Annotated in this window: 23 protein-coding genes; 12 read left to right on the top strand and 11 right to left on the bottom strand. The window is 53.6% G+C overall.

From position 1 onward, the window contains the following. The first annotated feature begins 1 nt into the window (after window position 1). From ftsQ to secA, 6 genes are all read left to right on the top strand, one after another. Window positions 2–841, top strand: coding sequence for a cell division protein FtsQ (gene ftsQ / locus AC790_RS08340; RefSeq protein WP_049851450.1), 840 nt, complete (start codon window positions 2–4; stop codon window positions 839–841). After that, window positions 838–2,094, top strand: a complete 1,257-nt coding sequence (ftsA, locus tag AC790_RS08345; RefSeq protein WP_007888634.1) for a cell division protein FtsA — start codon at window positions 838–840, stop codon at window positions 2,092–2,094. Before ftsQ ends, ftsA begins: the two co-directional genes overlap by 4 nt. A gap of 71 nt (window positions 2,095–2,165) precedes the next feature. After that, window positions 2,166–3,320: a cell division protein FtsZ gene (ftsZ, locus tag AC790_RS08350; protein ID WP_007888638.1), complete on the top strand. Its 1,155-nt coding sequence runs from the start codon at window positions 2,166–2,168 to the stop codon at window positions 3,318–3,320. A 101-nt stretch (window positions 3,321–3,421) separates the two neighbouring features. Next, on the top strand, window positions 3,422–4,339 hold the full coding sequence (gene lpxC, locus AC790_RS08355) for a UDP-3-O-acyl-N-acetylglucosamine deacetylase (RefSeq protein ID WP_007888639.1): 918 nt from the start codon (window positions 3,422–3,424) through the stop codon (window positions 4,337–4,339). Window positions 4,340–4,614: 275 nt separating this feature from the next. Further along, complete coding sequence (gene secM, locus AC790_RS08360) at window positions 4,615–5,115, top strand: secA translation cis-regulator SecM (protein ID WP_235440733.1); 501 nt, start codon at window positions 4,615–4,617, stop codon at window positions 5,113–5,115. Between the two features lie 76 nt (window positions 5,116–5,191). Continuing rightward, window positions 5,192–7,897 carry a preprotein translocase subunit SecA gene (secA, locus tag AC790_RS08365; protein WP_049851452.1) on the top strand — a complete coding sequence of 902 codons (2,706 nt, stop codon included), beginning with the start codon at window positions 5,192–5,194 and terminating at the stop codon, window positions 7,895–7,897. Window positions 7,898–7,937: 40 nt separating this feature from the next. On the opposite strand, the gene AC790_RS08370 is transcribed toward secA, so the two are convergent. Then, window positions 7,938–8,324 carry a hypothetical protein gene (locus AC790_RS08370; RefSeq protein ID WP_007888644.1) on the bottom strand — a complete coding sequence of 129 codons (387 nt, stop codon included), beginning with the start codon at window positions 8,322–8,324 and terminating at the stop codon, window positions 7,938–7,940. Window positions 8,325–8,510: 186 nt separating this feature from the next. Here AC790_RS08370 and mutT point away from each other — a divergent pair, with 186 nt between their 5' ends. Beyond that, window positions 8,511–8,906, top strand: coding sequence for an 8-oxo-dGTP diphosphatase MutT (gene mutT, locus AC790_RS08375; RefSeq protein ID WP_007888646.1), 396 nt, complete (start codon window positions 8,511–8,513; stop codon window positions 8,904–8,906). Window positions 8,907–8,937: 31 nt separating this feature from the next. Here mutT and yacG read toward each other — a convergent pair whose 3' ends face one another. Genes yacG through coaE form a run of 3 tightly spaced genes read right to left on the bottom strand, consistent with a single transcriptional unit; the run spans window position 8,938 to window position 10,500 of the window. Further along, window positions 8,938–9,135, bottom strand: coding sequence for a DNA gyrase inhibitor YacG (yacG, locus tag AC790_RS08380; protein ID WP_007888648.1), 198 nt, complete (start codon window positions 9,133–9,135; stop codon window positions 8,938–8,940). Between the two features lie 8 nt (window positions 9,136–9,143). Further along, window positions 9,144–9,887 (bottom strand): cell division protein ZapD, encoded by a 744-nt coding sequence (gene zapD, locus AC790_RS08385; protein WP_007888650.1) that lies wholly within the window; start codon window positions 9,885–9,887, stop codon window positions 9,144–9,146. Between the two features lie 4 nt (window positions 9,888–9,891). Continuing rightward, the gene (gene coaE / locus AC790_RS08390; protein ID WP_049851453.1) at window positions 9,892–10,500 is read right to left on the bottom strand and encodes a dephospho-CoA kinase; all 609 of its coding nucleotides are present in this window, start codon (window positions 10,498–10,500) and stop codon (window positions 9,892–9,894) included. A 218-nt stretch (window positions 10,501–10,718) separates the two neighbouring features. On the opposite strand from coaE, the gene AC790_RS08395 reads away from it, so the two are divergent. Further along, window positions 10,719–11,759, top strand: a complete 1,041-nt coding sequence (locus AC790_RS08395; RefSeq protein WP_049851454.1) for a GMP reductase — start codon at window positions 10,719–10,721, stop codon at window positions 11,757–11,759. Window positions 11,760–11,792: 33 nt separating this feature from the next. On the opposite strand, the gene hofC is transcribed toward AC790_RS08395, so the two are convergent. The 4 genes from hofC to nadC all read right to left on the bottom strand — a co-directional run bounded on the left by hofC (window position 11,793) and on the right by nadC (window position 15,891). Continuing rightward, on the bottom strand, window positions 11,793–12,992 hold the full coding sequence (gene hofC, locus AC790_RS08400) for a protein transport protein HofC (RefSeq protein WP_049851455.1): 1,200 nt from the start codon (window positions 12,990–12,992) through the stop codon (window positions 11,793–11,795). After that, on the bottom strand, window positions 12,985–14,373 hold the full coding sequence (gspE, locus tag AC790_RS08405) for a type II secretion system protein GspE (protein WP_049851456.1): 1,389 nt from the start codon (window positions 14,371–14,373) through the stop codon (window positions 12,985–12,987). Before gspE ends, hofC begins: the two co-directional genes overlap by 8 nt. Continuing rightward, a complete protein-coding gene (gene ppdD, locus AC790_RS08410; RefSeq protein ID WP_049851457.1) occupies window positions 14,373–14,816 on the bottom strand; it encodes a prepilin peptidase-dependent pilin in 444 nt (147 codons plus the stop codon). The genes gspE and ppdD overlap by 1 nt, the downstream gene beginning before the upstream one ends. Before the next feature lie 178 nt (window positions 14,817–14,994). Further along, window positions 14,995–15,891: a carboxylating nicotinate-nucleotide diphosphorylase gene (gene nadC, locus AC790_RS08415; protein ID WP_049851458.1), complete on the bottom strand. Its 897-nt coding sequence runs from the start codon at window positions 15,889–15,891 to the stop codon at window positions 14,995–14,997. Window positions 15,892–16,072: 181 nt separating this feature from the next. Between nadC and ampD the strand changes: the two genes are divergently transcribed. Further along, window positions 16,073–16,624: a 1,6-anhydro-N-acetylmuramyl-L-alanine amidase AmpD gene (gene ampD, locus AC790_RS08420; protein WP_007888669.1), complete on the top strand. Its 552-nt coding sequence runs from the start codon at window positions 16,073–16,075 to the stop codon at window positions 16,622–16,624. A 16-nt stretch (window positions 16,625–16,640) separates the two neighbouring features. Further along, window positions 16,641–17,495 carry a beta-lactamase regulator AmpE gene (ampE, locus tag AC790_RS08425; RefSeq protein WP_049851459.1) on the top strand — a complete coding sequence of 285 codons (855 nt, stop codon included), beginning with the start codon at window positions 16,641–16,643 and terminating at the stop codon, window positions 17,493–17,495. Here ampE and AC790_RS08430 read toward each other — a convergent pair. From AC790_RS08430 to aroP, 3 genes are all read right to left on the bottom strand, one after another. Beyond that, window positions 17,477–18,430 carry a family 43 glycosylhydrolase gene (locus AC790_RS08430; protein ID WP_049851460.1) on the bottom strand — a complete coding sequence of 318 codons (954 nt, stop codon included), beginning with the start codon at window positions 18,428–18,430 and terminating at the stop codon, window positions 17,477–17,479. The genes ampE and AC790_RS08430 overlap by 19 nt on opposite strands. Then, the gene (locus tag AC790_RS08435) at window positions 18,427–19,833 is read right to left on the bottom strand and encodes a glycoside-pentoside-hexuronide (GPH):cation symporter (RefSeq protein ID WP_007888681.1); all 1,407 of its coding nucleotides are present in this window, start codon (window positions 19,831–19,833) and stop codon (window positions 18,427–18,429) included. Before AC790_RS08435 ends, AC790_RS08430 begins: the two co-directional genes overlap by 4 nt. Window positions 19,834–19,995: 162 nt before the next feature. Continuing rightward, complete coding sequence (gene aroP, locus AC790_RS08440) at window positions 19,996–21,351, bottom strand: aromatic amino acid transporter AroP (protein WP_007888683.1); 1,356 nt, start codon at window positions 21,349–21,351, stop codon at window positions 19,996–19,998. Between the two features lie 513 nt (window positions 21,352–21,864). Here aroP and pdhR point away from each other — a divergent pair. Continuing rightward, the gene (gene pdhR / locus AC790_RS08445; RefSeq protein ID WP_007888684.1) at window positions 21,865–22,629 is read left to right on the top strand and encodes a pyruvate dehydrogenase complex transcriptional repressor PdhR; all 765 of its coding nucleotides are present in this window, start codon (window positions 21,865–21,867) and stop codon (window positions 22,627–22,629) included. Window positions 22,630–22,756: 127 nt separating this feature from the next. Beyond that, window positions 22,757–25,423: a pyruvate dehydrogenase (acetyl-transferring), homodimeric type gene (aceE, locus tag AC790_RS08450; protein ID WP_049851461.1), complete on the top strand. Its 2,667-nt coding sequence runs from the start codon at window positions 22,757–22,759 to the stop codon at window positions 25,421–25,423. Window positions 25,424–25,428: the final 5 nt, after the last annotated feature.

The following is a 25,428-nucleotide window of genomic DNA, read 5'->3' on the forward strand; positions in this document are numbered from 1 at the left end:
TATGTCTCAGGCGGCGATACGAGTACGCAATCGCGAACCTCAGGAGCGTCTACGCTCCGGGCGTAGCAACGGTGCACGACTGTTCGGCATCGTGTTCCTGCTGATTGTGCTGGGCATCATGGTGGCGGGCGGCCTTGTGGTGCTGAAGTGGATGAATGACGCCTCGCGCTTACCCTTATCAAAGCTGGTGGTAACGGGACAAACCCACTACACCACACATGATGATATTCGCCAGGCCATTTTATCGCTCGGTGCACCGGGGACATTCATGTCGCAGAACGTGGATATCATCCAGCAGCAGATTGAGCGTTTACCCTGGATTAAGCAGGTCAGTGTGCGGAAGCAGTGGCCTGATGAGCTGAAGATAAACCTGGTGGAGTATGTTCCGGTCGCACGTTGGAACGATTCACACATGGTCGATGCCGATGGCGTCTCCTTCAGCGTCCCGGCCAGCCACGTTGGCAAAGAAACCTTGCCAATGCTGTATGGCCCGGAAGGCAGTGAAAATGAGGTGTTAGCCGGCTATCACACCATGAGTGATGTGTTGAAGGCTAACAAGTTTACCCTGAAGGTCGCGTCGATGACGGCGCGGCGCTCGTGGCAGTTGGTGACCAGTGACGATGTGCGCATCGAGTTGGGACGCAGCGATACCATGAAGCGTCTGAACCGTTTTATAGAGCTTTATCCGGATCTGCAGCAGCAGGGTCAGAGTCAGAATCAGCGCATCACCTATGTCGATTTGCGATATGACTCCGGCGCCGCAGTTGGTTGGGCAGCAGCACCGGTTGAGCCACAGGACAGTAATCAGCAACAGAACCAGGCACAGGCTAAACCACAATGATCAAGGCAACGGACAGAAAACTGGTAGTAGGACTCGAAATTGGCACCGCGAAGGTGTCCGCCCTGGTTGGGGAAATTCTGCCCGATGGTATGGTCAATATTATTGGGGTGGGCAGTTGCCCGTCTCGCGGCATGGATAAAGGCGGCGTAAACGATCTTGAGTCGGTGGTGAAATGCGTACAGCGAGCCATCGATCAGGCTGAACTGATGGCGGATTGCCAGATTTCATCGGTCTACCTTGCTTTATCGGGCAAACATATCAGTTGCCAGAACGAAATCGGGATGGTTCCGATTTCGGAAGAGGAAGTGACTCAGGATGATGTAGAGAACGTGGTGCATACGGCGAAATCCGTTCGCGTACGTGATGAACATCGTATTCTGCATGTCATTCCGCAGGAATATGCCATCGATTACCAGGAAGGCATCAAGAATCCGGTGGGACTTTCCGGCGTGCGTATGCAGGCGAAAGTACATTTGATCACCTGCCACAACGATATGGCAAAAAATATTGTCAAAGCCGTTGAACGTTGCGGCCTGAAAGTTGACCAACTGATTTTTGCCGGACTGGCCTCCAGTTTCTCAGTATTAACTGAAGACGAACGTGAGCTGGGAGTCTGTGTTGTTGATATCGGTGGCGGTACAATGGATATCGCTGTCTATACTGGCGGTGCACTGCGTCATACCAAAGTGATCCCGTATGCTGGGAACGTGGTAACCAGTGATATTGCCTACGCTTTTGGCACGCCGCCAACTGACGCGGAAGCGATTAAAGTGCGTCACGGTTGTGCATTGGGCTCGATTGTCGGCAAAGACGAAAACGTCGAGGTGCCGAGCGTGGGTGGTCGTCCACCACGTAGCCTGCAGCGTCAAACGCTGGCGGAAGTGATTGAGCCGCGTTACACCGAACTGCTGAATCTGGTCAATGACGAGATTCTGCAACTACAGGAGCAGCTGCGCCAGCAGGGCGTAAAACATCATCTGGCAGCCGGTATCGTGCTGACCGGTGGTGCGGCGCAGATTGAAGGTTTGGCAGCCTGCGCACAGCGCGTGTTTCACACGCAAGTGCGCATTGGACAGCCGCTTAACATCACCGGCCTGACGGATTATGCGCAGGAGCCGTATTACTCTACGGCGGTTGGCCTGCTGCATTACGGCAAAGAGTCACACATGAACGGTGATGCAGAAACGGAAAAACGTGCTTCGGTGGGCAATTGGTTTAAGCGAATCAACAGCTGGCTGAAGAAAGAGTTTTAATTTTTGAAAAAGGAGATCATGCTGGCAATGTTTATGATCTCCAGGCGACAGGCACATAACGGAGAGAAATCATGTTTGAACCTATGGAATTAACCAATGACGCGGTGATTAAAGTCATCGGCGTCGGCGGTGGCGGCGGCAACGCCGTAGAGCACATGGTACGCGAGCGTATCGAAGGTGTAGAATTCTTCGCTGTAAACACCGACGCGCAAGCGTTGCGTAAGACAGCGGTCGGCCAGACGATCCAGATCGGGACCAATATCACTAAAGGTCTCGGTGCAGGTGCGAACCCAGAAGTGGGCCGTAACTCTGCGGAAGAGGATCGCGAAGCACTGCGTGCTGCGCTGGATGGTGCAGACATGGTGTTCATCGCCGCAGGCATGGGTGGCGGTACCGGTACTGGTGCAGCGCCAGTTGTGGCTGAAGTAGCAAAAGATTTGGGTATCCTGACCGTTGCGGTGGTGACTAAGCCATTCAACTTCGAAGGCAAAAAGCGTATGGCTTTTGCTGAGCAGGGTATCGCCGAACTTTCTAAGCACGTCGATTCATTAATCACTATTCCTAACGACAAATTGCTGAAAGTTCTGGGCCGTGGCATCTCTCTGCTGGATGCGTTTGGTGCAGCCAACGACGTGTTGAAAGGCGCAGTGCAGGGTATCGCTGAGCTGATCACGCGTCCTGGACTGATGAACGTCGACTTTGCGGACGTACGTACCGTGATGTCAGAAATGGGTTACGCCATGATGGGTTCCGGTGTGGCATGCGGTGAAGACCGTGCGGAAGAAGCGGCAGAAATGGCTATCTCCAGTCCACTGCTGGAAGATATCGACCTGTCTGGCGCGCGCGGCGTGTTGGTCAACATCACCGCCGGCTTCGACCTGCGTCTGGACGAGTTTGAAACCGTGGGTAACACTATCCGCGCCTTCGCGTCTGACAACGCTACCGTAGTAATCGGTACATCTCTGGATCCAGAGATGAACGACGAACTGCGCGTAACCGTAGTTGCCACCGGTATTGGCATGGATAAGCGTCCAGAAATCACGTTAGTGACCAACAAACCGGCTACTCAACCTGTGATGGATCATCGCTACCAGCAGCATGGCATGGCGCCACTGCCGCAGGAGCAGAAGCCTGCAGCTAAAGTGGTGAATGAGCAACCAGCATCATCCAGCAAAGAACCCGACTACCTTGATATTCCAGCCTTCCTGCGTAAACAGGCAGACTAAGAATATCCCGATAATTGGGATTCTCCGCTCTTTGTGCTAAAGTATTCCCCCGCTGGTAATTTATACTGGCGGTCGGAAGGGTAATATTGCGAGATAAAGCGATGATCAAACAAAGGACATTAAAACGTATTGTTCAGGCGACTGGTGTCGGTTTACATACCGGCAAGAAAGTCACGCTGACCTTACGCCCTGCGTCGGCTAATACCGGGGTCATCTATCGTCGCACTGACTTGAATCCACCGGTTGATTTCCCGGCTGATGCAAAATATGTGCGCGACACCATGCTGAGTACTTGCCTGGTGAATGATGAAGGCGTGCGTATTTCAACAGTTGAACACCTGAACGCCGCATTGGCGGGCTTGGGCATCGACAACATTATTGTTGAAGTTGATGCACCGGAAATCCCGATTATGGATGGCAGTGCCGCGCCTTTTGTCTATCTGCTGATGGATGCTGGCATCGAAGAGCTGAACAGCGCGAAGAAATTCGTGCGCGTTAAGCAAACGGTGCGTGTTGAAGATGGTGATAAGTGGGCCGAGATTAAGCCGTATAACGGTTTTTCACTCGACTTTACCATCGACTTCAAGCACCCGGCGATTGACTCAAGCTCGCAGCGTTATCAGCTCAACTTCTCGGCTGAGAACTTTGTGCGTCAAATCAGCCGTGCGCGCACTTTTGGCTTTATGCGTGAAATCGAATATCTGCAGTCTAAAGGCCTGTGCCTGGGCGGTAGTTTAGATTGTGCGATTGGCCTCGATGATTTCCGCGTATTAAACGAAGACGGTCTGCGCTTTGAAGACGAGTTTGTTCGTCATAAAATGCTCGACGCGATCGGTGACTTGTTCATGTGCGGTCACAATGTTATTGGCGCATTTACCGCCTTTAAATCTGGCCATGCGTTGAACAATAAGTTGCTGCAAGCGGTTCTGGCGAAGCAGGAAGCCTGGGAATGGGCGACCTTTGAAGACGAAGCTGAACTGCCACTGGCATTCAAAGCACCTAATTTAGTTCTGGCTTAAGTCAGACATAAAACGGCAGGTTTCGCTGACACCCTCTCCGGTCAGTTGAACCTGCCGTTTTTTTATTGCCTAGCATCTAACCCTGCCAAACCGATCTCAATTCACTGTCGTGACTGGTGAAACGCTATACAAAAAAACGTGAATTCCGCCGTGGGCCCTTTAATCACTGGTGTCGAAGCCGCACATAAGTGCTATCATCTGGCGCTCATATAAGCTGGTTAACGCAGTTTTACGCGACAGCTTTATTACTTTATTCAATGCATTGTGGACGGGTTGTGATCGGGATTTTCTCACGCTGGCGACAATTAGGCAGACGCTATTTCTGGCCTCATCTCCTTTTGGGGATGGTGGCGGCCAGTTTGGGCTTGCCTGCCTGCGCGCAAAGCTCTGAGCCCGCGGCGAACGATTCGCCGATCAGCAGCCTATTTGTTGGCAATGTTGTTCAGTTCGATCATCTCATTCGTTTGCAGGAAAGCGCGCGTCGACCGAATTTTAACGTCGATTATTGGCATCAGCATGCAATTCGTACGGTGATACGCCACCTTTCCTTTAGCATGACGCCACCTGCTCAGGCTGAGGCCGACCAGGCTTTACCGCTGGCGGCGCAAAAGCTGGCGTTGATTGGTTCGCTTCAGGCGCTTTTAACCTCTCCCGCACAGCCACTTACTGTCGTTGAGCCGCAGCAAAACCTGCGTCACAGCGAGCCGCAAATCCACTCTTCTGCTGATTGGCAGGCTGCTATTCACGGCATTCGCGCCGGACCTTTCAAAGCTTAACTGCTAACCTTTTTTCCGCATCCTGTTTTAGATTTTGCAGTCCGTGAGATCACGGCTGAATTGAGAAAAATTTATCATGTTAATCAAATTGTTAACTAAAGTATTTGGCAGCAGCAACGATCGTACTCTGCGCCGTATGCGTAAAGTGGTAGACATCATCAACAAGATGGAGCCAGATTTCGTGAAGCTCTCCGATGATGAGCTGAAAGCGAAAACTGACCTGTTCCGTGAGCGCCTGAAAAAAGGCGAGAGCCTTGAAAGTCTGATTCCAGAAGCTTTTGCCACCGTACGCGAAGCGAGTAAGCGCGTATTTGGCATGCGCCACTTTGATGTGCAGCTGATCGGCGGCATGGTGCTGAACGAACGCTGCATCGCGGAGATGCGCACCGGTGAAGGTAAAACTCTGACCGCAACTTTGCCTGCTTACCTGAATGCGCTGAGCGGCAAAGGCGTGCACGTGGTGACCGTCAACGACTATCTGGCGCAACGTGACGCCGAAAATAACCGCGCACTGTTTGAGTTTCTTGGCCTGACCATTGGTATTAACCTGCCAAATATGCCAGCCGTGGCAAAGCGTGAAGCCTATGCAGCCGATATCACCTACGGCACCAACAACGAATACGGCTTCGACTACCTTCGCGACAACATGGCATTCAGCCCGGAAGAGCGCGTGCAGCGTAAACTGCATTATGCGCTGGTGGATGAAGTCGACTCCATCTTGATCGATGAAGCACGTACGCCATTGATCATCTCTGGTCCTGCTGAAGACAGTTCTGAACTGTATACCAAAGTTAACAAGATCATCCCGCACCTGGTCCGCCAGGAGAAAGAAGATTCTGAGACTTTCCAGGGCGAAGGCGATTTCTGGGTCGATGAGAAAGCACGTCAGGCGCACATGAGCGAGCGTGGCCTGGTGAAAGTTGAAGAGCTGCTGGTTAGCCAAAACATTATGGAAGAGGGCGAGTCACTCTACTCACCAACCAACATTATGTTGATGCACCATGTTACGGCGGCACTGCGTGCTCATGCACTTTTCACCCGTGACGTAGATTACATCGTAAAAGATGGTGAAGTGGTCATCGTCGATGAACATACCGGTCGTACCATGCAAGGTCGCCGCTGGTCTGATGGCCTGCATCAGGCCGTTGAAGCGAAAGAGGGCGTGGAAATCCAGAATGAAAACCAGACGCTGGCTTCAATCACCTTCCAGAACTACTTCCGTATCTACGAAAAACTGGCCGGTATGACCGGTACGGCAGATACCGAAGCATTCGAATTTAGCTCTATCTATAAGCTCGACACTATCGTGGTGCCAACTAACCGTCCGATGGTGCGTAAAGATATGGCCGATCTGGTCTACATGACTGAGAAAGAGAAGATCGACGCCATTATCGAAGACATTCGCGTCTGTACCGCAAAGGGGCAGCCGGTGTTGGTGGGTACGATTTCGATTGAGAAATCCGAAGTGGTCTCCAATGAGCTGACGCGCGCAGGCATTAAACACAGCGTGCTAAATGCCAAATTCCACGCCAGTGAAGCGGATATCGTGGCACAAGCGGGCCAGCCAGCTGCGGTAACTATCGCAACGAACATGGCCGGTCGCGGTACCGATATCGTGCTGGGCGGTAGCTGGCAGGCTGAGCTTGCCGCGATGGACGAGCCGACTGAAGAGCAAATTGAGGCGATGAAAGCCGCCTGGAAACTGCGTCATGATGCAGTGCTGGCGGCGGGTGGCCTGCACATCATTGGTACTGAGCGTCACGAATCACGTCGTATCGATAATCAGCTGCGTGGTCGTGCTGGTCGTCAGGGTGATGCCGGTTCTTCACGCTTCTACCTGTCGATGGAAGATGCCTTGATGCGTATCTTCGCTTCGGATCGCGTATCAAACATGATGCGTAAACTGGGTATGAAGCCAGGCGAAGCGATTGAGCATCCATGGGTGACCAAAGCAATTGCCAACGCTCAACGCAAAGTGGAAAGTCGCAACTTCGATATTCGTAAACAGCTGCTGGAATACGATGACGTTGCTAACGATCAGCGTCGCGCCATCTACAGCCAGCGTAACGAACTGCTGGATGTGTCTGATGTATCTGAAACCATCAACAGCATCCGTGAAGATGTCTATAAAACCACCATCGATACTTACATTCCACCGCAGTCGCTGGAAGAGATGTGGGATGTCGCGGGCCTGGAAGAGCGTCTGCGTAACGACTTCGATCTGAACCTGCCAATTGCTGAGTGGTTGGATAAAGAGCCTGATCTGCATGAAGAGACGCTGCGCGAACGCATCATGAGCCATGCTGCTGAAAACTATGCTGCCAAAGAAGAAGTGGTTGGTGCAGAGATGATGCGGAACTTTGAAAAAGGCGTGATGCTGCAAACGCTGGATTCGCTATGGAAAGAGCATCTGGCGGCGATGGACTATCTGCGTCAGGGGATCCACTTGCGCGGTTACGCACAGAAAGATCCGAAGCAGGAATATAAGCGTGAATCCTTCTCTATGTTTGCAGCAATGCTGGAGTCACTGAAGTACGAAGTGATCAGTACCCTGAGCAAGGTCCAGGTACGCATGCCAGAAGAAGTTGAAGCAATGGAGCAGCAGCGTCGTGAAGAAGCGGAGCGCTTAGCACAGCAGCAACAGCTGAGCCATGTTGATGATGCAACCGCAGCAGCCGAAGCCTTAGCAGCACAAGGTGGCGAAAGGAAAGTGGGCCGTAATGACCTTTGCCCATGCGGCTCAGGCAAAAAATATAAACAGTGCCACGGTCGTCTGGCCTGATAAAAAAGGAGCCTTCGGGCTCCTTTTTTTTGCTTAAGCCTTAGCGCGTAATTGCCATTAGCTTCTCTTCGTTGAGTCGTACGCCGTGATAAGGCAGCGTGACCAACAAACCATCCGGCAAGCCAAATCGTTTGAATAATGCCCGGCTTTGAAACAGCAATTGATGGTAATTATTATCGCTGATGCCTGGATAGCTCTCATTCCACACTGTCGCGATGATCTGACGTTTTGAGGTAATCCGCAGCAACAGGCAGGAGAAGAAGCGTTTTTGCGCTTCGTTAAGTGGCATGATTTTATGTTCAGGCCACCAGGTTAGGGTGTTCTGAGCACTGTCTAAGGTGAGAAGGTCGTGAAATACCAGATGGCGTAGAGTATGTAATTGTTCCGGCGTGTTTTGTTCCAGAAACGTTGTTTCTTTGAATTCCATAGGTAATCGGGTTTGGCAGAAGAAAGTGGCTGCGAGTATTCCTAACATCCCCGGTTGCGATCATTACGACATGTCTTAATCAATGGCTTTTGTGCGGCACATGGCGTCACATCCATCTCAGTGGTTAACATCACGCAACGTCTGATTTACACTCAGCGCTCATTTATTAAAAGCGGAATCCAGCTTATGAAACACCTGCAGGTTGCGGTGGGCATCATTCGCAATACAGATCGTCAAATTTTTCTAGCCCAGCGGGCGGCAAGCTCCTATATGGCTAATAAATGGGAGTTTCCAGGCGGGAAGATTGAACAAGACGAAACCGCCGAGCAGGCGCTGAAACGTGAGTTGATGGAAGAAACCGGGATAGACGTTACTTCAGCTAAGGCAATTGGACTGGCCGATCATAGCTATGAAGACCTGCGCGTTACGCTGCATTTCTTCCTGGTGGAAGGCTGGAACGGTGCGCCTTATGGCCGTGAAGGACAGCCACAACGCTGGGTTGAACAGCAGGATTTGGTTGCGGATGAATTTCCTCCGGCAAACCATGAGCTGATAGGTCGTCTGGTGGCCGGCGAGATTTAAGTTAAGGGGCTGCTGGCCCCTTACTTTTTTGTTACTGCTGCTCTTCGCTCCAGTCATCGCTGTCTGTCAGGTCACCGTTGCTGGGAATGCGTTTTTCTTCTGCTGCCCATTCACCTAAATCAATCAGCTGGCAACGTTTACTGCAGAATGGCCGCCACGGGCTCAACTCATCCCAGATCACATCTCTACGACAATTGGGACAAGGTACGGTAATAATCTCTTCCGGCATAACTTCCTCTAACAACAAGCTAATTCAAAATTCAGTCGGGCTGGCACCTCACCCCGTTCGCTGTCTAACGGCAGAAAACGAATGGCATAGCGACTTTTGTGACCCGAGACTTGCGGATACAGCGCATCTTCCAGCATTAACTGCAGGCGCAGCAAATCGGATCCTTCGGCATTGTCCTGATAAAAACCATTGAGGCTAGTTTGATGACGGAATACGCCGGACTGACGCACTAAATCGAGAATCATCGTCAAACTATTACGCAGCGGATTCAACGATTCTAACCAGCTATTGACCTGCACATCACGCACCGATTGGTCCTGATGCAGCCAGATGTGCAGACTTGGTAAATCAAAACTACAGCAGCCGCCGGGAATACTCAGGCGCTGACGTACCAGCGCAATCAGGCGATCTTCACGTAGCTGTTGGCCCATCCGCGGCGCAGCCATCAATTCGCTAGAGTATTGTTTCAATTGCTGGCGCAGATTGCTAACGCGCAGTTCGTCAACTCCAGGCACATCCAGCCAGGCGCGTAACTTCTGCTGCTGCCGCTCCAGCTCTTTTAGCAATTCGGTGCGCATATCTCCGCGCTCAAAAATATCCAGGAGATCGCTAAGTATGCGAAAAACGCCGAGAGCCGAGACCGAACCACTTACTGGCACAGTTTCATGCAGCTGATCAATCAGATACTCAACGCGCAACCAGGTACGCATCTTCTCGTTCAAAGGGTGTTCGAATAGAACAACTGTACTCATGATGTTAATCCTTTCCGGTTGCTGCCAGACTTAGATAGTGCTGGTGAAGAGCAGCAACGCGCGGTAGCACCTGTTCAGGCGTACCGCTGTTATCAATGATGTCATCCGCACAGGCTAATCGCTGCTCACGACTGGCCTGCGCGGCAAGAATACTTTTCGCCTGACTCAGTGAAATGCCATCGCGCTGTTGAGTGCGTTGCAATTGCGTTGCGGTATCCACATCTACCACCAGCACACGATCAGCCTGCTGCTGTAATCCATTTTCGACTAACAGCGGCACCACCCAAAGCACATAAGGTGAAGTGGCCAGTAACTTTAATTGTTGTGTGCGGGCGTTAATGAGTGGATGGAGCAACTGATTGAGCCAGTTTTTTTCTTGCGGTTGCTGGAAAATAATTTCACGAAGTCGCGCACGATAGAGCGTGCCTTCAGCCGTCAGAATGGATTCTCCATGTCGTTGAGCAATCGCCTTTAAGGCGGGCGTGCCGGGTTCAACGACTTCTCTGGCAATGGCGTCAGCGTCAATAATATCAACGCCTAGCGCTGCGAAAGCATTAGCAATAGTGGTTTTACCACTGCCAATGCCACCGGTGAGCGCAACGGTATAAGGCATAGCGTTCTCGCAAAATTTATATCGTGAGCGGTGATTAACCACAGCAAGATGAGAGCATGATCACAATCATTTTTCTCAGCTAAATTTAAGGGATTGTAGCCTAAATAAAGTGAAATTCGCAGTCTTGTCGCGCAAGGAATGGCGCGTATGATAACGACACTGGAGCCGTGAGCGCTACCCGAACCGCGGTTCGTCTTCACTAACCAGGACAATCAGCTATGCGCATTGAAGAAGATTTAAAACTGGGCTTTAAAGATGTTTTGATCCGCCCAAAACGCTCCACCTTGAAAAGCCGTTCCGAGGTTGAACTGGAACGCACCTTCACGTTTAAACACTCAGGCTTAAACTGGAGCGGCATACCCATTATTGCCGCTAATATGGATACCGTCGGCACGTTCACTATGGCTGAAGCGCTGGCCAGTTTTAACCTACTGACCGCGGTGCATAAGCACTATAGCGTAGAAGACTGGCAGGCATTTGTGCAGCGCGTCCCGGCGACGGTGCTGAGTCATGTGATGGTTTCCTCAGGCACATCTGAATCAGACTTCACTAAGTTATCCGCGATTCTGGCGTTATCACCGCAACTTAATTTCATCTGTATCGACGTGGCTAACGGCTACTCCGAGCACTTTGTTCAGTTCTTGCTGCGGGTGCGTGAAAGCTTCCCAGGTAAAACCATCTGTGCGGGCAATGTCGTCACCGGTGAAATGGTGGAAGAGCTAATTTTGTCGGGCGCCGATATCGTCAAAGTAGGGATTGGCCCTGGCTCGGTGTGTACCACGCGAGTGAAGACCGGCGTGGGCTATCCTCAGCTCTCTGCGGTTATTGAGTGTGCTGATGCGGCACACGGTCTGGGTGGACAAATCGTCAGTGATGGCGGCTGTTCGGTTCCGGGCGATATTGCCAAAGCTTTCGGTGGTGGTGCAGATTTCACCATGCTCGGTGGCATGCTTGCGGCGCATGACGAGTGCGAGGGCACCATCGTTGAAGATCAGGGTGAGAAGTTTATGTTGTTCTATGGCATGAGCTCCGAATCGGCGATGAAGCGTCACGTAGGCGGCGTGGCGCAGTACCGTGCAGCTGAAGGTAAAACCGTACGCTTGCCATTGCGTGGTCCCGTTGAAGATACGGTGAAAGATATCCTCGGTGGCTTGCGTTCAGCCTGCACCTACGTGGGCGCGGAGCGTTTGAAAGAGCTGACTAAGCGCACCACCTTTATCCGCGTAGCAGAACAGGAAAACCGCGTGTTTACTCGCTGATCGAAGATAACGGGCGCGCACAGCGCGTGCCCGTTAACGAATCGCATCACCCAGGCCAAATACCGGCAGATACATCGCTATCACTAACGTCCCAACAATCCCGCCAATCACCACCATCATCATCGGTTCCAGCGACGCAGCCAGAGCATCAGCCCGCGCCAGCGTTTGGGCCTCATGCCACTCCGCCAGACGCGCCAGCATCACATCGAGCGCACCTGCCTCTTCGCCAACTCTGACCAACTGGGCACAAAGCGGTGTAAACAGCAGATGCTGTTGTAACGCCTGATGCAGCGGTGCACCCGCGGCGATATGCTGTTGCAATTGAACAATGGCATCACGCCACAGACGCGATACTAGCGTAACCTCTACCGCCTGCAGGCTCTGTAACAGCGTTAAACCAGATTGCTGAGTAAGTTGCAGGATGGCGTAAATCTGGCTGAGCTGCCCACCGCGCCACAGCGGTGATAGCAACGGCATGCGTAACAGCCATTGCTGTGTACGCTTTTGCCAGGGCACTGAGCGTCGATAAGTTTGCTGCGCAGTTGCCAGCACCGCGGCGCATACCAGCGACAGTGGTAGTGCGGCTTTCTGCAAAAGTTCTGACAGAGACATCACCGCAGCGGTAAAAGCGGGCAACGGAGCATCAAAACTGGCATACACGGAGACAAATTCCGGCAGCACAAACAGCAGCATGCCGGCACTGACCGCGAGCGCCACCAGCAAGATAAACAAGGGATAACGCAGCGCCTTCACAACTTTTTGCCGTAAATATTGCTGCTTGCTTTGCTGCTGCGCCAGCTGGCGACAGCATTCGTCGAGTTGGCCCGTTAACTCGCCAACCTGCATCAGCGCGGGAAACAGCGGTGGAAAGATTTGCGGCCACTCCTGCAGCGCCTGTGAAAAGGGTTCACCGGCAATGACGCGGCGCTGCAATCCTTTCAGTAATACCCGCCAACCGGCATGCGGATGACCTTCCGCCAGCAGTATCAGGCTTTCGGCCAGCGGCAAACCGGCTTTAAGTAGCGTCGCTAATTGCCTAACCAGATCGATCTTCTGCTGCCACTTCCAATCGCGTGAGCGCCAGCATTTACCACGCTGCCAACTCACCGGCAGCATGCCTCGATCGGAAAGTTGATTGAGTAGGGCTTCCTGGCTGATGTTGAGCGACTCACCTTCCTGCAATACGCCCATGGTATCAAGCGCATGCCAGCGAAAATGATAGAGATTAGCCATCGCCAAGTCCCACCACGCGCTGCATCTCTTCAAAAGAGGTATCGCCGCGACTCACCGCTTCCAGCCCTGCAGCCAGCAGTGTTTTCAATCCTTGCTCATTGGCTATGGCCAGCAAATGCTCTAGCGGCATATCTGCCGAGATAGCATTTTGCAATTTGCTGGTTATCGGCAGAATCTCAAACAGCGCCAGACGGCCGTAATAACCAGAGAAGCAGTGATCGCAACCGGGCGCTCGCCAGGTTTGTAGGGTGCCAGGCCAGAGGTCGCCTGGCAGATGGGCGATAGCTTGCCCCGGCTGACGGCAATGCACGCACAGGCGCCTGACCAGGCGTTGCGCGACCACCAGTTGCAGAGCAGGTCCCAGCAGATAGCCCGGAATGTCCATCTGGCGCAGACGCGTCAACGTTTCAGCGGTTGAGTTAGTATGCAAAGTGGAGAGGACCAGATGGCCGGTTTGTGCCGCCTTAACGGCAATGCTTGCTGTCTCGGCATCACGAATTTCACCCACCATAATGACATCAGGATCCTGGCGCAGCAGTGCACGCAGCACACGATTAAAATCAAGCCCGCTGCGCGGCTGGATCTGCGTTTGATTAATGCCATCGAGCGGAATTTCCACCGGGTCTTCCACGCTACACACGTTCTTTTCCGGCACGTTTAGCGCGCTTAAGCCGCTGTAGAGCGTGAAGGTTTTTCCGCTTCCGGTGGGGCCGGTGACCAGAATCAAACCCTGAGGCTTTGCCAGCGCATTTTTCAACAGGCGTAACTGTGCTGCGGGCATCCCCAGTTTATCGAGTGTGATGGCGCTATTTTCACTTTGCAGCAAACGCACCACGGCCTTTTCGCCCTGACTGATGGGTAATGTCGAAAGGCGAAACGCTGCCAGTTTGTCGTCTATTTCCAGCGTAAACTGCCCATCTTGCGGTAAACGTCGTTCAGCAATATCTAATCCGCCGAGAATCTTTAAGCGTGCCAGTAGCGCAGCAGGCTGCGCCTCGGAGGATTGAGGCAGTTTATGCAGCACGCCATCTATGCGCAGACGCACGCGCAGCCCATGTCGCTGCGGTTCGAAATGGACATCCGATGCGCGACGCTGGATGGCCTGGCGCAAGATTTGATCCACCGCGTTAATCGCTGACTCGGCGCTGGCGTGTTCACGCGGCGTGCTAGCGGCTTCGGGTTCGTGGAGCAATTGTTCGAGTCGTGCCGCAGGCCAGCATTCGACGTCGACCTTACACTGGCTGGCGAACTGCAATGCTTCCAGTAGCAGCGGATCGGGCGTCTCTGCTACCGCCACGCGCAGCTGCGTGGCGTCGTGTTGCAAAATTACCGCCTGATAACGTGCGCACAAGGCTTGTAACGCGGCATTTGGATTGTCCATTAATTGGCATCCTTGTCATCAAAGCGGAACTGCTCAAGACAGCTATCGCGCAGGCTACTGTTATCACTGGTACAACTACGCTGCCAGCTCATGGTGCCATCCATTGTGTTCCAAATTGGCAGCATTTCGACCGCTAATCCGCTAAGGCTCTCTTGTCCGGTCAGATTGATCGTACCGTTGACCACGCTCAGCGTTGCCACATAGCGCGAACCTTTGGCCGCAGGAATGCCGCGCTGTCCCGCCTGACACTGCGCTGGACCGCCACGTTCAATCGAACAGAGTTCCACTGCCGTTTTATACGGCACCATGGTTTGCAGCATGTCGGTTAGCGCCGCGCGTTGCAGATAATTTTGGTAGGCCGGTAAACCGATGGCGCTGAGAATGGCGACGATGCCAATCACAATCATCAATTCGATGAGGGTAAAACCGCGTTGTCTTTCCATAGTGATGCTCCTTGTTGTGGAGCCGCTACGGTAGAAAAGGGCGAGTCAAAGCGGAAGCCAGGCATGCGCGAGTCTGGAAAGCATCGCGCAGAGAATCGTCAGGATTACAGATGAGCTAGCAGAAATTTGGAAGGCATACCGCAAAACCGCCGCCACGAAGGGCGACGGAGGCGCTGAATTAAAGGTCGCGGAAGCGCATCGATAAATCCAGCGCGCGCACATGTTTGGTTAACGCACCAACGGAAACGTAGTCTACGCCGGTCTGGGCAATGTGTGGCAACGTGGTTTCGGTAACGTTGCCAGAGACTTCCAGCAGCGCACGTTTATTGGTTAGCGCCACCGCTTCATGCATCATTTCAAGGCTGAAGTTATCCAGCATGATGATGTCCGCGCCAGCATCAATGGCATCCTGCAGTTCCGTCAGTGATTCGACTTCGACCTCAACCGGCACATCGGGCGATAGCCACAGCGCTTTTTCTACCGCGTTGCGCACCGAGCCGCTGGCAATAATGTGGTTTTCTTTAATCAGAAAAGCATCCGACAAACCTAAGCGATGATTGTTACCGCCACCGCACAGCACCGCATATTTCAGCGCGGTACGCAGACCGGGTAAGGTTTTACGCGTGTCGAGCAGTTGCGTGTTGCTACCTTGTAGCAGGGCCACATAGCGGCTGACTTCAGTAGCCACTCCAGACAACGTTTGTACGAAGTTAAGCGCAGTGCGTTCTGCGGTTAAAAGCAGGCGCGCCGGGCCACTGAGCTCAAATAGCAGTTGATCGGCAACCAGCGTTTGTCCATCTTCAACATGCCAGTTGATGCTCACTTTATTGCCCAACTGGATAAACACCTCTTCCACCCAGCGTTTACCACAAAAAACACCGACTTCACGCGTGATTACCTGCGCCTCAGCCTGCTTCTCGGCTGGCAGCAGTAACGCGGTGATATCGCGATCGGCATCCACTTCGCCGCCCAGGTCCTCCTGAAGCGCGCGGGCAACGGCTTCAGGGATATCTTGCTCAATACGCTTAATCAATTCCTGACGGCGATGATCGGGATCGTAACGACGCGTTGCCATGGTTTACCACTCCACAAGACGAGATTTTGTGCGCTCACCTTAGCCTGATTTATCGGCCATTGCCAGTTGCTGCAGGTGAAATGTTTAGTATCCTTAACTCCGGGTTGCTGGCGCATTAAGTCGCAAGTCTGCTCTCTGAAACATGTTATTCTCAGCCTGATTTTGCTGAGGATTTAACGGCATGAAACTGGAAGAGGGCTGGATCACCAGCGCGCGCAAAGTACCGTCACCCCACTTTAATCAGCGTCCGAATGATGAAGTTCCCTCGCTGTTGGTGATTCATAACATTAGCTTACCGCCCGGTGAGTTTGGCGGGCCGTGGATCGATCGGCTGTTTACCGGCACGTTGCCTGCGGATGCGCATCCCTATTTTGCCGAGATCGCCCACTTACGCGTGGCGGCACACTGTTTGATTCGCCGCGATGGTGAGTTGGTGCAATACGTCTCTTTCGATCAGCGCGCCTGGCACGCTGGGGTATCACAATTTGAAGGGCGTGAAAGCTGCAATGATTTTTCGATGGGCATTGAGCTGGAGGGCACCGATACGCTGCCGTATACCGATGCGCAATATGCCACTTTGCAACAGGTGACGGCGTTGTTATTGCAGCACTATCCATTGACGCCGTCGCGCATTACCGGCCACAGCGATATAGCGCCGGAACGTAAAACGGATCCGGGGCTCTCGTTTGACTGGCCGCGATATAAAGAGTCTATCAGGCAGGAGAATTCCTGAAACAGCAGGAGCAGGTATGACGTTGTTTAGCTTGTTATTAGTCTTAGGTTGGGAACGCCTTTTTAAGCTGGGTGAACATTGGCAACTGGATCATCGGCTTGAGCCGCTGTTCCGGAGACGTCAGCGCTTTTCCCTGCTGCGCACGCTGTTGATGACCGTCATGGCGATGCTGATCGTCTGGCTGGTGGTGTGGAGCCTGAAAGGTATTCTGTTTGGCGTAGCGCAACTGCTGTTCTGGATTGTGGTGGGTTTGCTGTGCATTGGCGCCGGTTCGGTACGGCTGCACTATCACAACTACCTTAAAGCCGCGAGCCATGACGATGAAGCAGCCCATCAGGCGATGGCCGCCGAACTGACGCTGATTCACGGTGTGCCTGTTGAGTGCACCGAACGCGAGTTCCTGCGTGAACTGCAGAATGCGCTGATATGGATTAACTTCCGCTACTATCTGGCGCCGCTGTTCTGGTTTGTGGTTGGCGGTCCTTACGGTCCGGTGCTGTTGGTGGGTTATGCATTTCTGCGCGCCTGGCAGAGTTGGCTGGCGAAACACCATTCGCCGCTGGAGCGTTCGCAATCTGGCGTTGATCGCCTGCTGCACTTGCTGGACTGGATTCCTGTGCGCCTTGCCGGTGTGGCTTACGCGCTACTCGGGCACGGCGAGCGTGCGCTGCCGGCGTGGTTTGCCGCGCTTGGCGATCTGCATCGCCCGCAGTATCAGGTGCTGACCAGCCTGGCGCAGTTCTCGCTGGCACGCGATCCGCACATGGATAAAGTCGAAACGCCACGTGTTGCGGTGGCGCTCGCGAAACGTATTTCTCTGGTGCTGGTGGTGGTGGTGGCGCTATTGACCATCTACGGCACGCTGGTGTGATCGGCCGGCGGCACGCCGAAATCCGGTGTGCCGTCTTCGCGCCAGTCAACGTACTTTAATCGCGTATGGCGATTCGGATCCCACAGCGGATCGCCCTCAATTTCCGTATAGTTACGTGCGTGATACACCAGCACATCCCGCCCCGCCTCATCCACCGTAAAGCTGTTATGCCCTGGCCCGTATTGTTGATTATCCCAACTGGTGGCAAATACCGGACGCGCCGATTTATGCCAGGCGCTGATGTTAAGCGGATCGGCCGACACATCAATGCTTAAGATGCCAAGGCAGTAATTTTCATCGGTGGCGCTGGCGGAGTAGGTGACAAACAATCGTTCACCGTGCTGAATCACTGCCGGCCCTTCATTCACGCTAAACCCTGCGCATTCCCATTCATACTCAGGTCGGCTCAGCATCAGCGGGGCGCTTTTCAATGTCCAGGGATTGAGTAGCTCGGCGAGATACAGATTGGAGTTACCGGGAATAGCCGGGTCTTTCTGCGCCCACAGATACCAGTGTTTGCCCTGATGCGAGAAGTAAGTGGCATCCAGCGAGAAGGAGTCGATGGGCGTGTGGACGCGACGGCAAGGTTGCCAGTTGCCGCTGAGCGGATCGGCATCATTACATACCAGCGCATACATACGGTGCTGGAAAAGCCCATCTTTAATTTCGCGCGTCGGCGCGGCGGCAAAATAGATCACCCATTGCCCATTTATGTGGTGCAGTTCTGGTGCCCAAATCAATGCGCTAAACGGACCGGTATCGGGTTTGTGCCATACGGTAACGGCTTGCGCATCAATCAGGCCAGCCAGCGTAGACGCATAGCGAATCTCCAGTCGGTCATATTCCGGCACCGAGGCGATAAAATAGTAGCCATCCGCGTGACGCAGAATAAAGGGATCGGCGCGTTGGGTAATAAAAGGATTGGGCCAGCTCATTTGATCTCTCCGGGTTGCGTAGTCGCTGAGGACGCGATAGGGGATACGTGATGTGAATGGGCACGGCGCAGTGCCAGATCGGCCTGAATGGTGCGCATCATTTTGCGATCCACTTTCATCAAGCGCACCACGCCAGCGGTAATCAGATAGCCGACTCCAGGAATCACGGTAAACAGCAGCATGATGCCGTTAGTGGCGCTGGGTGCCTGTTGTTTGGCACCGGCATCGTAGCCATATATCGACAGCAGGAAACCTACCATCGCACCGGCAACCGCCAGCCCAACTTTCAGGAAGAACAGATTGCCGGAGAAGCTCATACCGGTGATGCGTTTGCCGGTTTTCCATTCACCGTAATCATCCACGTCGGCCATCAGCGACCAGTGCAGCGGCGAGGGAATTTGGTGCAGGATATTCAGCAGGAAATAGGCGATCACCACCGCGACGGTGGCGTGTGGATCGATCCAGTAAAAGCCGCAGGAGAACAGCGCCAGCGCGATGTTAGTCCAGAAAAAGACTTTGAGCTTGCACCAGCGGTCGGTAAGAATTTTCGCCAGCGTGCTGCCAAACATCATGCCGATGACGCCAAGGCTGATGAACAGCGTGGCGAAGTGCGTCGATTGGCCCATCACCCAGGTGACGTAATACATGGTGGCCGCCATGCGGATAAAACCAGGGCAGACGTTACAGAACGTCAGCAGCAGAATGCGCACCCACTGATCGTTCTTCCATACGTCGCGCAGGTCCTGTTTCAAATCATCATTGCTTGGTGCCGCAGGTCGAATGCGTTCGCGCACCGTAGCAAAACAGAACAGGAACATGGCCAGACCAATCAGCGCCAACACGCTCATCGCCAGCTGATAGCCGCGTGCTTTATTGTCGCCACCAAACCACTCGGCCATCGGCAGTAGCGAAAGCGAAAGAATGAGCGTGGCAACGCCCACCATTACAAAGCGATACGACTGGCACGACACGCGTTCTCCGGGATCGTTGGTAATCACGCCACCCAGCGAGCAGTAAGGGATGTTGATGGCGGTATAGGTCAGCGACATCAGGAAGTAGGTGACAAATGCCCAGATAACTTTGTTGTCGTAGCTCCAGTCCGGCGTGGTAAACATCAAGACGCTGAACAGCACGTAGGGCACGGAAACCCACAGCAGCCAAGGGCGGAAACGGCCCCAGCGGCTCTGGGTTCGGTCGGCAATGGCGCCCATGATCGGATCGGTCACCGCATCCAGCACGCGCACCGAGAGCAACAGCGTGCCGACCAGCGCCGGGGCTAAGCCAAACACATCAGTGTAGAAATAATTGAGGAACAGCATGATGGCGCCACCAATCATGTTGCATCCGGCATCGCCCATGCCATATCCCAGTTTCTCTCGGAACGAGAGGGCTGCTCCTTTCATTGATCGTCTCCAGCGACTAGATGAGCAGAAATTATCTGTGCAAAATCAGTAATCTGCTGGGGAGCAAATGGTCGGGTAGATGGACAAAACGCGCGGGCGGGAAAAAGTGTGAGCCAGATCAGAGGAACTGCCCGGCAACAGCGTGCCGGGCAGGGAACAACATTAGGCTTTCTGTAGTTTGTTCTTAATGGTGTAGCCGATACCCAGAATCACTAGCCAGACCGGAATCAGCCATACCGAGATCGCCATGCCCGGCGTCATCAGCATAATGACCAGCACGCCGGCCAGGAACACCAGACAGATCCAGTTACCCAGCGGATAGAGCACCGCTCTGAAGCGCGTGGTCACGCCTTGCTGGTCTTTCTTCTTACGGAATTTCAGATGCGCCAGGCTGATCATCGCCCAGTTGATAACCAGAGCGGAAACCACCAGCGCCATCAGCAGACCAAAGGCTTCACCTGGCATCAGGTAGTTAATCAGGACGCACAGCAAGGTCGCAACGGCAGAGACCAGAATGGTGGCGACTGGCACGCCGCGGCTATCGACTTTTAGCAGCGCTTTTGGCGCGTTGCCTTGTTGCGCAAGGCCGAACAGCATGCGGCTATTGCAGTAAACGCAGCTGTTGTAGACCGACAGTGCAGCCGTCAGGATCACCACGTTCAGCGCGTTGGCGACAAAAGCATCGCCCAGTTCATGGAAGATCAACACGAACGGGCTGGTATCGGCTGTTACGCGCGTCCACGGCAGCAGCGACAGCAATACAGCCAGTGAGCCGATATAGAAAATCAGGATACGCCACAGCACCTGGTTAGTGGCTTTCGGGATGCTCTCTTCTGGATTGTCGGCTTCTGCGGCGGTAATGCCCACCAGCTCCAGACCACCAAACGAGAACATAATGATTGCCATCATCATCACGAGCCCGGTCATGCCGTGCGGCAAGAAACCGCCCTGATCCCAAAGGTTGCTCACGCTAGCCTGCGGGCCGCCGTTGCCGCTAAACAGCAGCCAGCCGCCGAACAGGATCATGCCGATAACCGCGACGACTTTGATGATCGCGAACCAGAACTCCATCTCACCAAACACTTTAACGTTGGTCAGGTTGATGGCGTTGATCAGCACAAAGAAGATGGCGGCAGTAGCCCAGGTGGGGAAGTCCGGCCACCAGAACTGCACGTATTTGCCGACGGCGGTCAATTCAGCCATGGCGACCAATACGTACAGCACCCAGTAGTTCCAGCCCGAGGCGAAACCGGCGAAGTTGCCCCAGTATTTGTAGGCGAAGTGGCTGAAGCTTCCGGCAACCGGCTCTTCAACCACCATTTCGCCCAGTTGGCGCATAATTAGAAAGGCAATAAAACCGGCGATCGCATAACCGAGAATCACGGCGGGACCCGCCGATTTAATCACTGATGCGCTACCCAGAAACAGGCCAGTACCTACGGCTCCGCCCAGCGCAATCAGCTGAATATGGCGATTCTTTAAGCCGCGGTGCAGCGTGTCGCCATGCTGTTGTTCCATACAAACCTCGTGATGTTGTTATTGTGCACCTGCAGTGCGCGCACTGTAAGGTTGTTTACCCTAATGTACTCTTTTCTTTACGGTATCTGGCGTGCTGTGTGCATGCATGAGCTACCACGGCGTTCAGAATAGTGATAAGCGCGCCGCTTTGCACCTGCTTTTGCTTTTTGTGCTGAGAGATGACTGAAAAAGCAGCAGCATTCACTGCGCGCCGGTCGCAATATTTCTGCCACGAAAAAATCGTGAACACGAATAGCTTTCACTTATGGTTGTACGGTTTTGGCGGCGCTAACTCAGTGTAAGGTTAGGTAAAAGTGCAATTCATTAACATTTGTTGCCGCCCAGTAATTTCTCACTCTATCCCGGTGAGTTAGCGCATCACTGCTACGATCTTCCCCTGAAGTGTGACCGCGCCCATATAGACACAAGGTGAATACTTTGTTACTTTACCGGCACCATTTTTCAATTGGTATTACCAATTTACTCCGGACGTTTGGCTGATAAGAAGGGAAGATGGCTTACAGTAAAATTCGCCAACCTAAGCTCTCTGATGCAATTGAGCAGCAACTGGAATCCCTGATTATGGAAGGGACGCTCCAGCCGGGAGAAAAACTGCTCCCCGAGCGTGAACTGGCGAAACAGTTTGATGTCTCACGTCCATCCTTGCGCGAAGCGATTCAGAGCCTGGAAGCCAAAGGCCTGCTGATGCGTCGTCAGGGCGGCGGCACCTTCGTCCAAAAAAATCTCTGGCAAAGCCTAAGCGACCCGCTGGTCGGGCTGCTTGCCGAACATCCAGAATCTCAGTTTGACCTGCTGGAAACCCGCCATGCGCTGGAAGGCGTTGCTGCCTATTATGCGGCGCTGCGGGGCACCGATGAAGATCTGCAGCGCATCCGCGACTGCCATGTTCACATTCAGCAGGCACAGGACAGCGGCGATCTCGATGCCGAAGCCGATGCAGTGATGAAGTATCAGATCGCTGTCACAGAAGCCGCTCATAATGTGGTGCTTCTGCATTTGCTGCGTTCCATGGGCCCTATGCTGGAACAAAACGTCCGTCAGAATTTTGAATTGCTCTACGCTCGCCGGGAAATGCTGGCGAAAGTGAGCGGTCACCGCGCCAGTATTTTCGAGGCGATTGTGGCTCGTGAGCCAGAACAAGCACGCGAGGCCTCTCATCGTCACCTGGCGTTCATTGAGGAAATCTTGCTGGATAGAAGTCGGGAGCAGAGTCGTCGTGAACGCTCCCTGCGTCGTTTACAGCAACGTAAGGAATAACGCACGGCAACGAACGTGCGGAAAACACGACGGGCCTGTCTTCTTGTGCTGTGAACCAGAAGCAAAGCACAAGCAGACAGGCTCCTGATAATTTCAACGTATTAGACACAGATAAGGAATACACCCCATGTCAGAACGTTTACAGAATGACGTGGATCCGATCGAAACTCGTGATTGGCTACAAGCGATCGAATCGGTCATCCGTGAAGAAGGTGTTGAGCGCGCGCAGTATCTGATTGATCAGGTAATGAGTGCAGCACGCAAAGGTGGCGTGAAAGTTGCCGCAGGTTCCTCTGCAATCAGCAACTACATTAACTCTATTGCTGTTGAAGATGAGCCGGACTATCCGGGCAACACCTCTCTTGAACGTCGTATCCGTTCCGCAATTCGTTGGAACGCCATCATGTCGGTGCTGCGTGCGTCGAAGAAAGATCTGGAGTTGGGTGGCCATATGTCCTCCTTCCAGTCTTCCGCGACCATTTATGAAGTGTGCTTCAACCACTTCTTCCGCGCGCGTAGCGACAAAGACGGCGGCGATCTGGTTTACTTCCAGGGCCATATCTCTCCGGGCATCTATGCACGTGCCTTCCTTGAAGGTCGTCTGACCGAAGAGCAGATGAACAACTTCCGTCAGGAAGTGCATGGCAACGGCCTCTCTTCTTATCCGCACCCGAAACTGATGCCAGACTTCTGGCAGTTCCCGACCGTTTCTATGGGCCTTGGTCCGCTGTCGGCGATCTATCAGGCGAAATTCCTGAAGTATCTGGAACACCGCGGTCTGAAGGACACCTCAGCACAAACCGTATACGCCTTCCTCGGTGATGGCGAGATGGATGAGCCGGAATCCAAAGGTGCGATCACCATCGGCACCCGTGAAAAGCTGGATAACCTGGTGTTCATCATCAACTGTAACCTGCAGCGTCTGGATGGCCCGGTCACCGGTAACGGTAAGATCATCAACGAGCTGGAAGGCATCTTCGCCGGTGCTGGCTGGAACGTGATCAAAGTGATCTGGGGCGGTCGTTGGGATGAACTGCTGCGTCAGGACACCAGCGGCAAGCTGATTCAACTGATGAACGAAACCGTTGACGGCGATTATCAGACCTTCAAATCCCGTGACGGCGCCTACGTGCGCGAGCACTTCTTCGGTAAATACCCGGAAACCGCAGCGCTGGTGAAAGATTGGTCAGACGAAGAGATCTTCGCCCTGAACCGCGGCGGCCACGATCCGAAGAAAGTCTACGCAGCACTGAAAAAAGCGCAGGAGACCAAAGGTCAGCCAACGCTGATTCTGGCACATACCATTAAAGGCTATGGTATGGGTGATACTGCCGAAGGCAAAAACATCGCGCACCAGGTTAAGAAGATGAACATGGATGGCGTTCGCTACATCCGCGATCGCTTCAACGTGCCGGTTGTTGATGAGAAAATCGAAGAGCTGCCGTACGTGACCTTCGAAAAAGGCTCTGAAGAGTACAACTATCTGCACGGTCAACGTGAGAAGTTGGGCGGCTACCTGCCAACGCGTCAGGCGCAATTCAGCGAGAAGCTGGAAATGCCAACGCTGGAAGAGTTCCGTCCGCTGCTGGAAGAGCAGAACAAAGAGATCTCCACCACCATCGCCTTCGTGCGTGCCTTGAACGTGATGCTGAAAAACAAGTCGATCAAAGATCGCCTGGTTCCGATCCTCGCGGATGAAGCCCGTACCTTCGGTATGGAAGGTCTGTTCCGTCAGATTGGTATCTACAGCCCGAACGGTCAGCAGTACACCCCGCAGGACCGCGAGCAGGTTGCTTACTATAAAGAAGACGAGAAAGGCCAGATTCTGCAGGAAGGGATCAATGAGCTGGGTGCAGGTTCATCCTGGCTGGCAGCAGCGACTTCTTACAGCACCAACAACCTGCCGATGATTCCGTTCTACATCTATTACTCGATGTTCGGCTTCCAGCGCATCGGCGATCTGATGTGGTTGGCGGGCGATCAGCAGGCGCGCGGCTTCCTCGTCGGCGGCACCTCCGGTCGTACTACACTGAACGGCGAAGGCCTGCAGCACGAAGATGGTCACAGCCACATTCAGTCGCTGACCATCCCGAACTGTATCTCTTACGATCCGTCTTACGCGTACGAAGTGGCGGTCATCATGCAAGATGGCCTGGTGCGTATGTACGGCGAAGCGCAGGAGAACATCTACTACTACATCACCACGCTGAACGAAAACTACCACATGCCGGCGATGCCGCAGGGTGCGGAAGAGGGTATCCGTAAGGGTATCTACAAGCTGGAAACCGTAGACGGTAGCAAAGGCAAAGTGCAGCTGCTGGGTTCAGGTTCAATCCTGCGTCACGTGCGTGAAGCCGCGCAGATCCTGGCGAAAGATTACGGCATCGGTTCTGACGTCTACAGCGTGACCTCGTTCACCGAGCTGGCGCGTGATGGCCAGGATTGCGAGCGCTGGAACATGCTGCACCCAACCGAAGAGCCACGTGTACCGTACATCGCGCAGGTGATGAACGAGGCGCCGGCTGTCGCATCAACCGACTACATGAAGCTGTTCGCAGAACAGGTTCGCAGCTACGTACCTTCCAGCGATTATCGCGTGCTGGGTACTGACGGCTTCGGTCGTTCAGACAGCCGCGAAAACCTGCGTCACCACTTCGAAGTGGATGCATCGTATGTGGTTGTGGCTGCGCTGGGTGAGCTGGCTAAACGCGGCGAAATCGATAAGAAAGTGGTGGCAGAAGCAATCACCAAGTTCAACATCGACGCCGATAAAGTTAACCCGCGTCTGGCTTAAGAGGT

This window comes from Pantoea sp. RIT-PI-b (assembly GCF_001187905.1).
GTDB lineage: Bacteria > Pseudomonadota > Gammaproteobacteria > Enterobacterales > Enterobacteriaceae > Pantoea > Pantoea nemavictus.

What these genes read in the sequence shown, in the direction of transcription:
- AC790_RS08395 (WP_049851454.1), top strand. Translation starts at nt 10,719, where the DNA reads ATGCGCATTGAAGAAGATTTAAAACTGGGCTTTAAAGATGTTTTGATC.
- hofC (WP_049851455.1), bottom strand. Translation starts at nt 12,992, where the DNA reads ATGGCTAATCTCTATCATTTTCGCTGGCATGCGCTTGATACCATGGGC.
- yacG (WP_007888648.1), bottom strand. Translation starts at nt 9,135, where the DNA reads ATGCCGGAAGAGATTATTACCGTACCTTGTCCCAATTGTCGTAGAGAT.
- ftsQ (WP_049851450.1), top strand. Translation starts at nt 2, where the DNA reads ATGTCTCAGGCGGCGATACGAGTACGCAATCGCGAACCTCAGGAGCGT.
- coaE (WP_049851453.1), bottom strand. Translation starts at nt 10,500, where the DNA reads ATGCCTTATACCGTTGCGCTCACCGGTGGCATTGGCAGTGGTAAAACC.
- nadC (WP_049851458.1), bottom strand. Translation starts at nt 15,891, where the DNA reads ATGGCAACGCGTCGTTACGATCCCGATCATCGCCGTCAGGAATTGATT.
- AC790_RS08370 (WP_007888644.1), bottom strand. Translation starts at nt 8,324, where the DNA reads ATGGAATTCAAAGAAACAACGTTTCTGGAACAAAACACGCCGGAACAA.
- aceE (WP_049851461.1), top strand. Translation starts at nt 22,757, where the DNA reads ATGTCAGAACGTTTACAGAATGACGTGGATCCGATCGAAACTCGTGAT.
- pdhR (WP_007888684.1), top strand. Translation starts at nt 21,865, where the DNA reads ATGGCTTACAGTAAAATTCGCCAACCTAAGCTCTCTGATGCAATTGAG.
- aroP (WP_007888683.1), bottom strand. Translation starts at nt 21,351, where the DNA reads ATGGAACAACAGCATGGCGACACGCTGCACCGCGGCTTAAAGAATCGC.
- ampE (WP_049851459.1), top strand. Translation starts at nt 16,641, where the DNA reads ATGACGTTGTTTAGCTTGTTATTAGTCTTAGGTTGGGAACGCCTTTTT.
- secA (WP_049851452.1), top strand. Translation starts at nt 5,192, where the DNA reads ATGTTAATCAAATTGTTAACTAAAGTATTTGGCAGCAGCAACGATCGT.
- AC790_RS08435 (WP_007888681.1), bottom strand. Translation starts at nt 19,833, where the DNA reads ATGAAAGGAGCAGCCCTCTCGTTCCGAGAGAAACTGGGATATGGCATG.
- zapD (WP_007888650.1), bottom strand. Translation starts at nt 9,887, where the DNA reads ATGAGTACAGTTGTTCTATTCGAACACCCTTTGAACGAGAAGATGCGT.
- mutT (WP_007888646.1), top strand. Translation starts at nt 8,511, where the DNA reads ATGAAACACCTGCAGGTTGCGGTGGGCATCATTCGCAATACAGATCGT.
- ppdD (WP_049851457.1), bottom strand. Translation starts at nt 14,816, where the DNA reads ATGGAAAGACAACGCGGTTTTACCCTCATCGAATTGATGATTGTGATT.
- lpxC (WP_007888639.1), top strand. Translation starts at nt 3,422, where the DNA reads ATGATCAAACAAAGGACATTAAAACGTATTGTTCAGGCGACTGGTGTC.
- gspE (WP_049851456.1), bottom strand. Translation starts at nt 14,373, where the DNA reads ATGGACAATCCAAATGCCGCGTTACAAGCCTTGTGCGCACGTTATCAG.
- ftsA (WP_007888634.1), top strand. Translation starts at nt 838, where the DNA reads ATGATCAAGGCAACGGACAGAAAACTGGTAGTAGGACTCGAAATTGGC.
- ftsZ (WP_007888638.1), top strand. Translation starts at nt 2,166, where the DNA reads ATGTTTGAACCTATGGAATTAACCAATGACGCGGTGATTAAAGTCATC.
- ampD (WP_007888669.1), top strand. Translation starts at nt 16,073, where the DNA reads ATGAAACTGGAAGAGGGCTGGATCACCAGCGCGCGCAAAGTACCGTCA.
- AC790_RS08430 (WP_049851460.1), bottom strand. Translation starts at nt 18,430, where the DNA reads ATGAGCTGGCCCAATCCTTTTATTACCCAACGCGCCGATCCCTTTATT.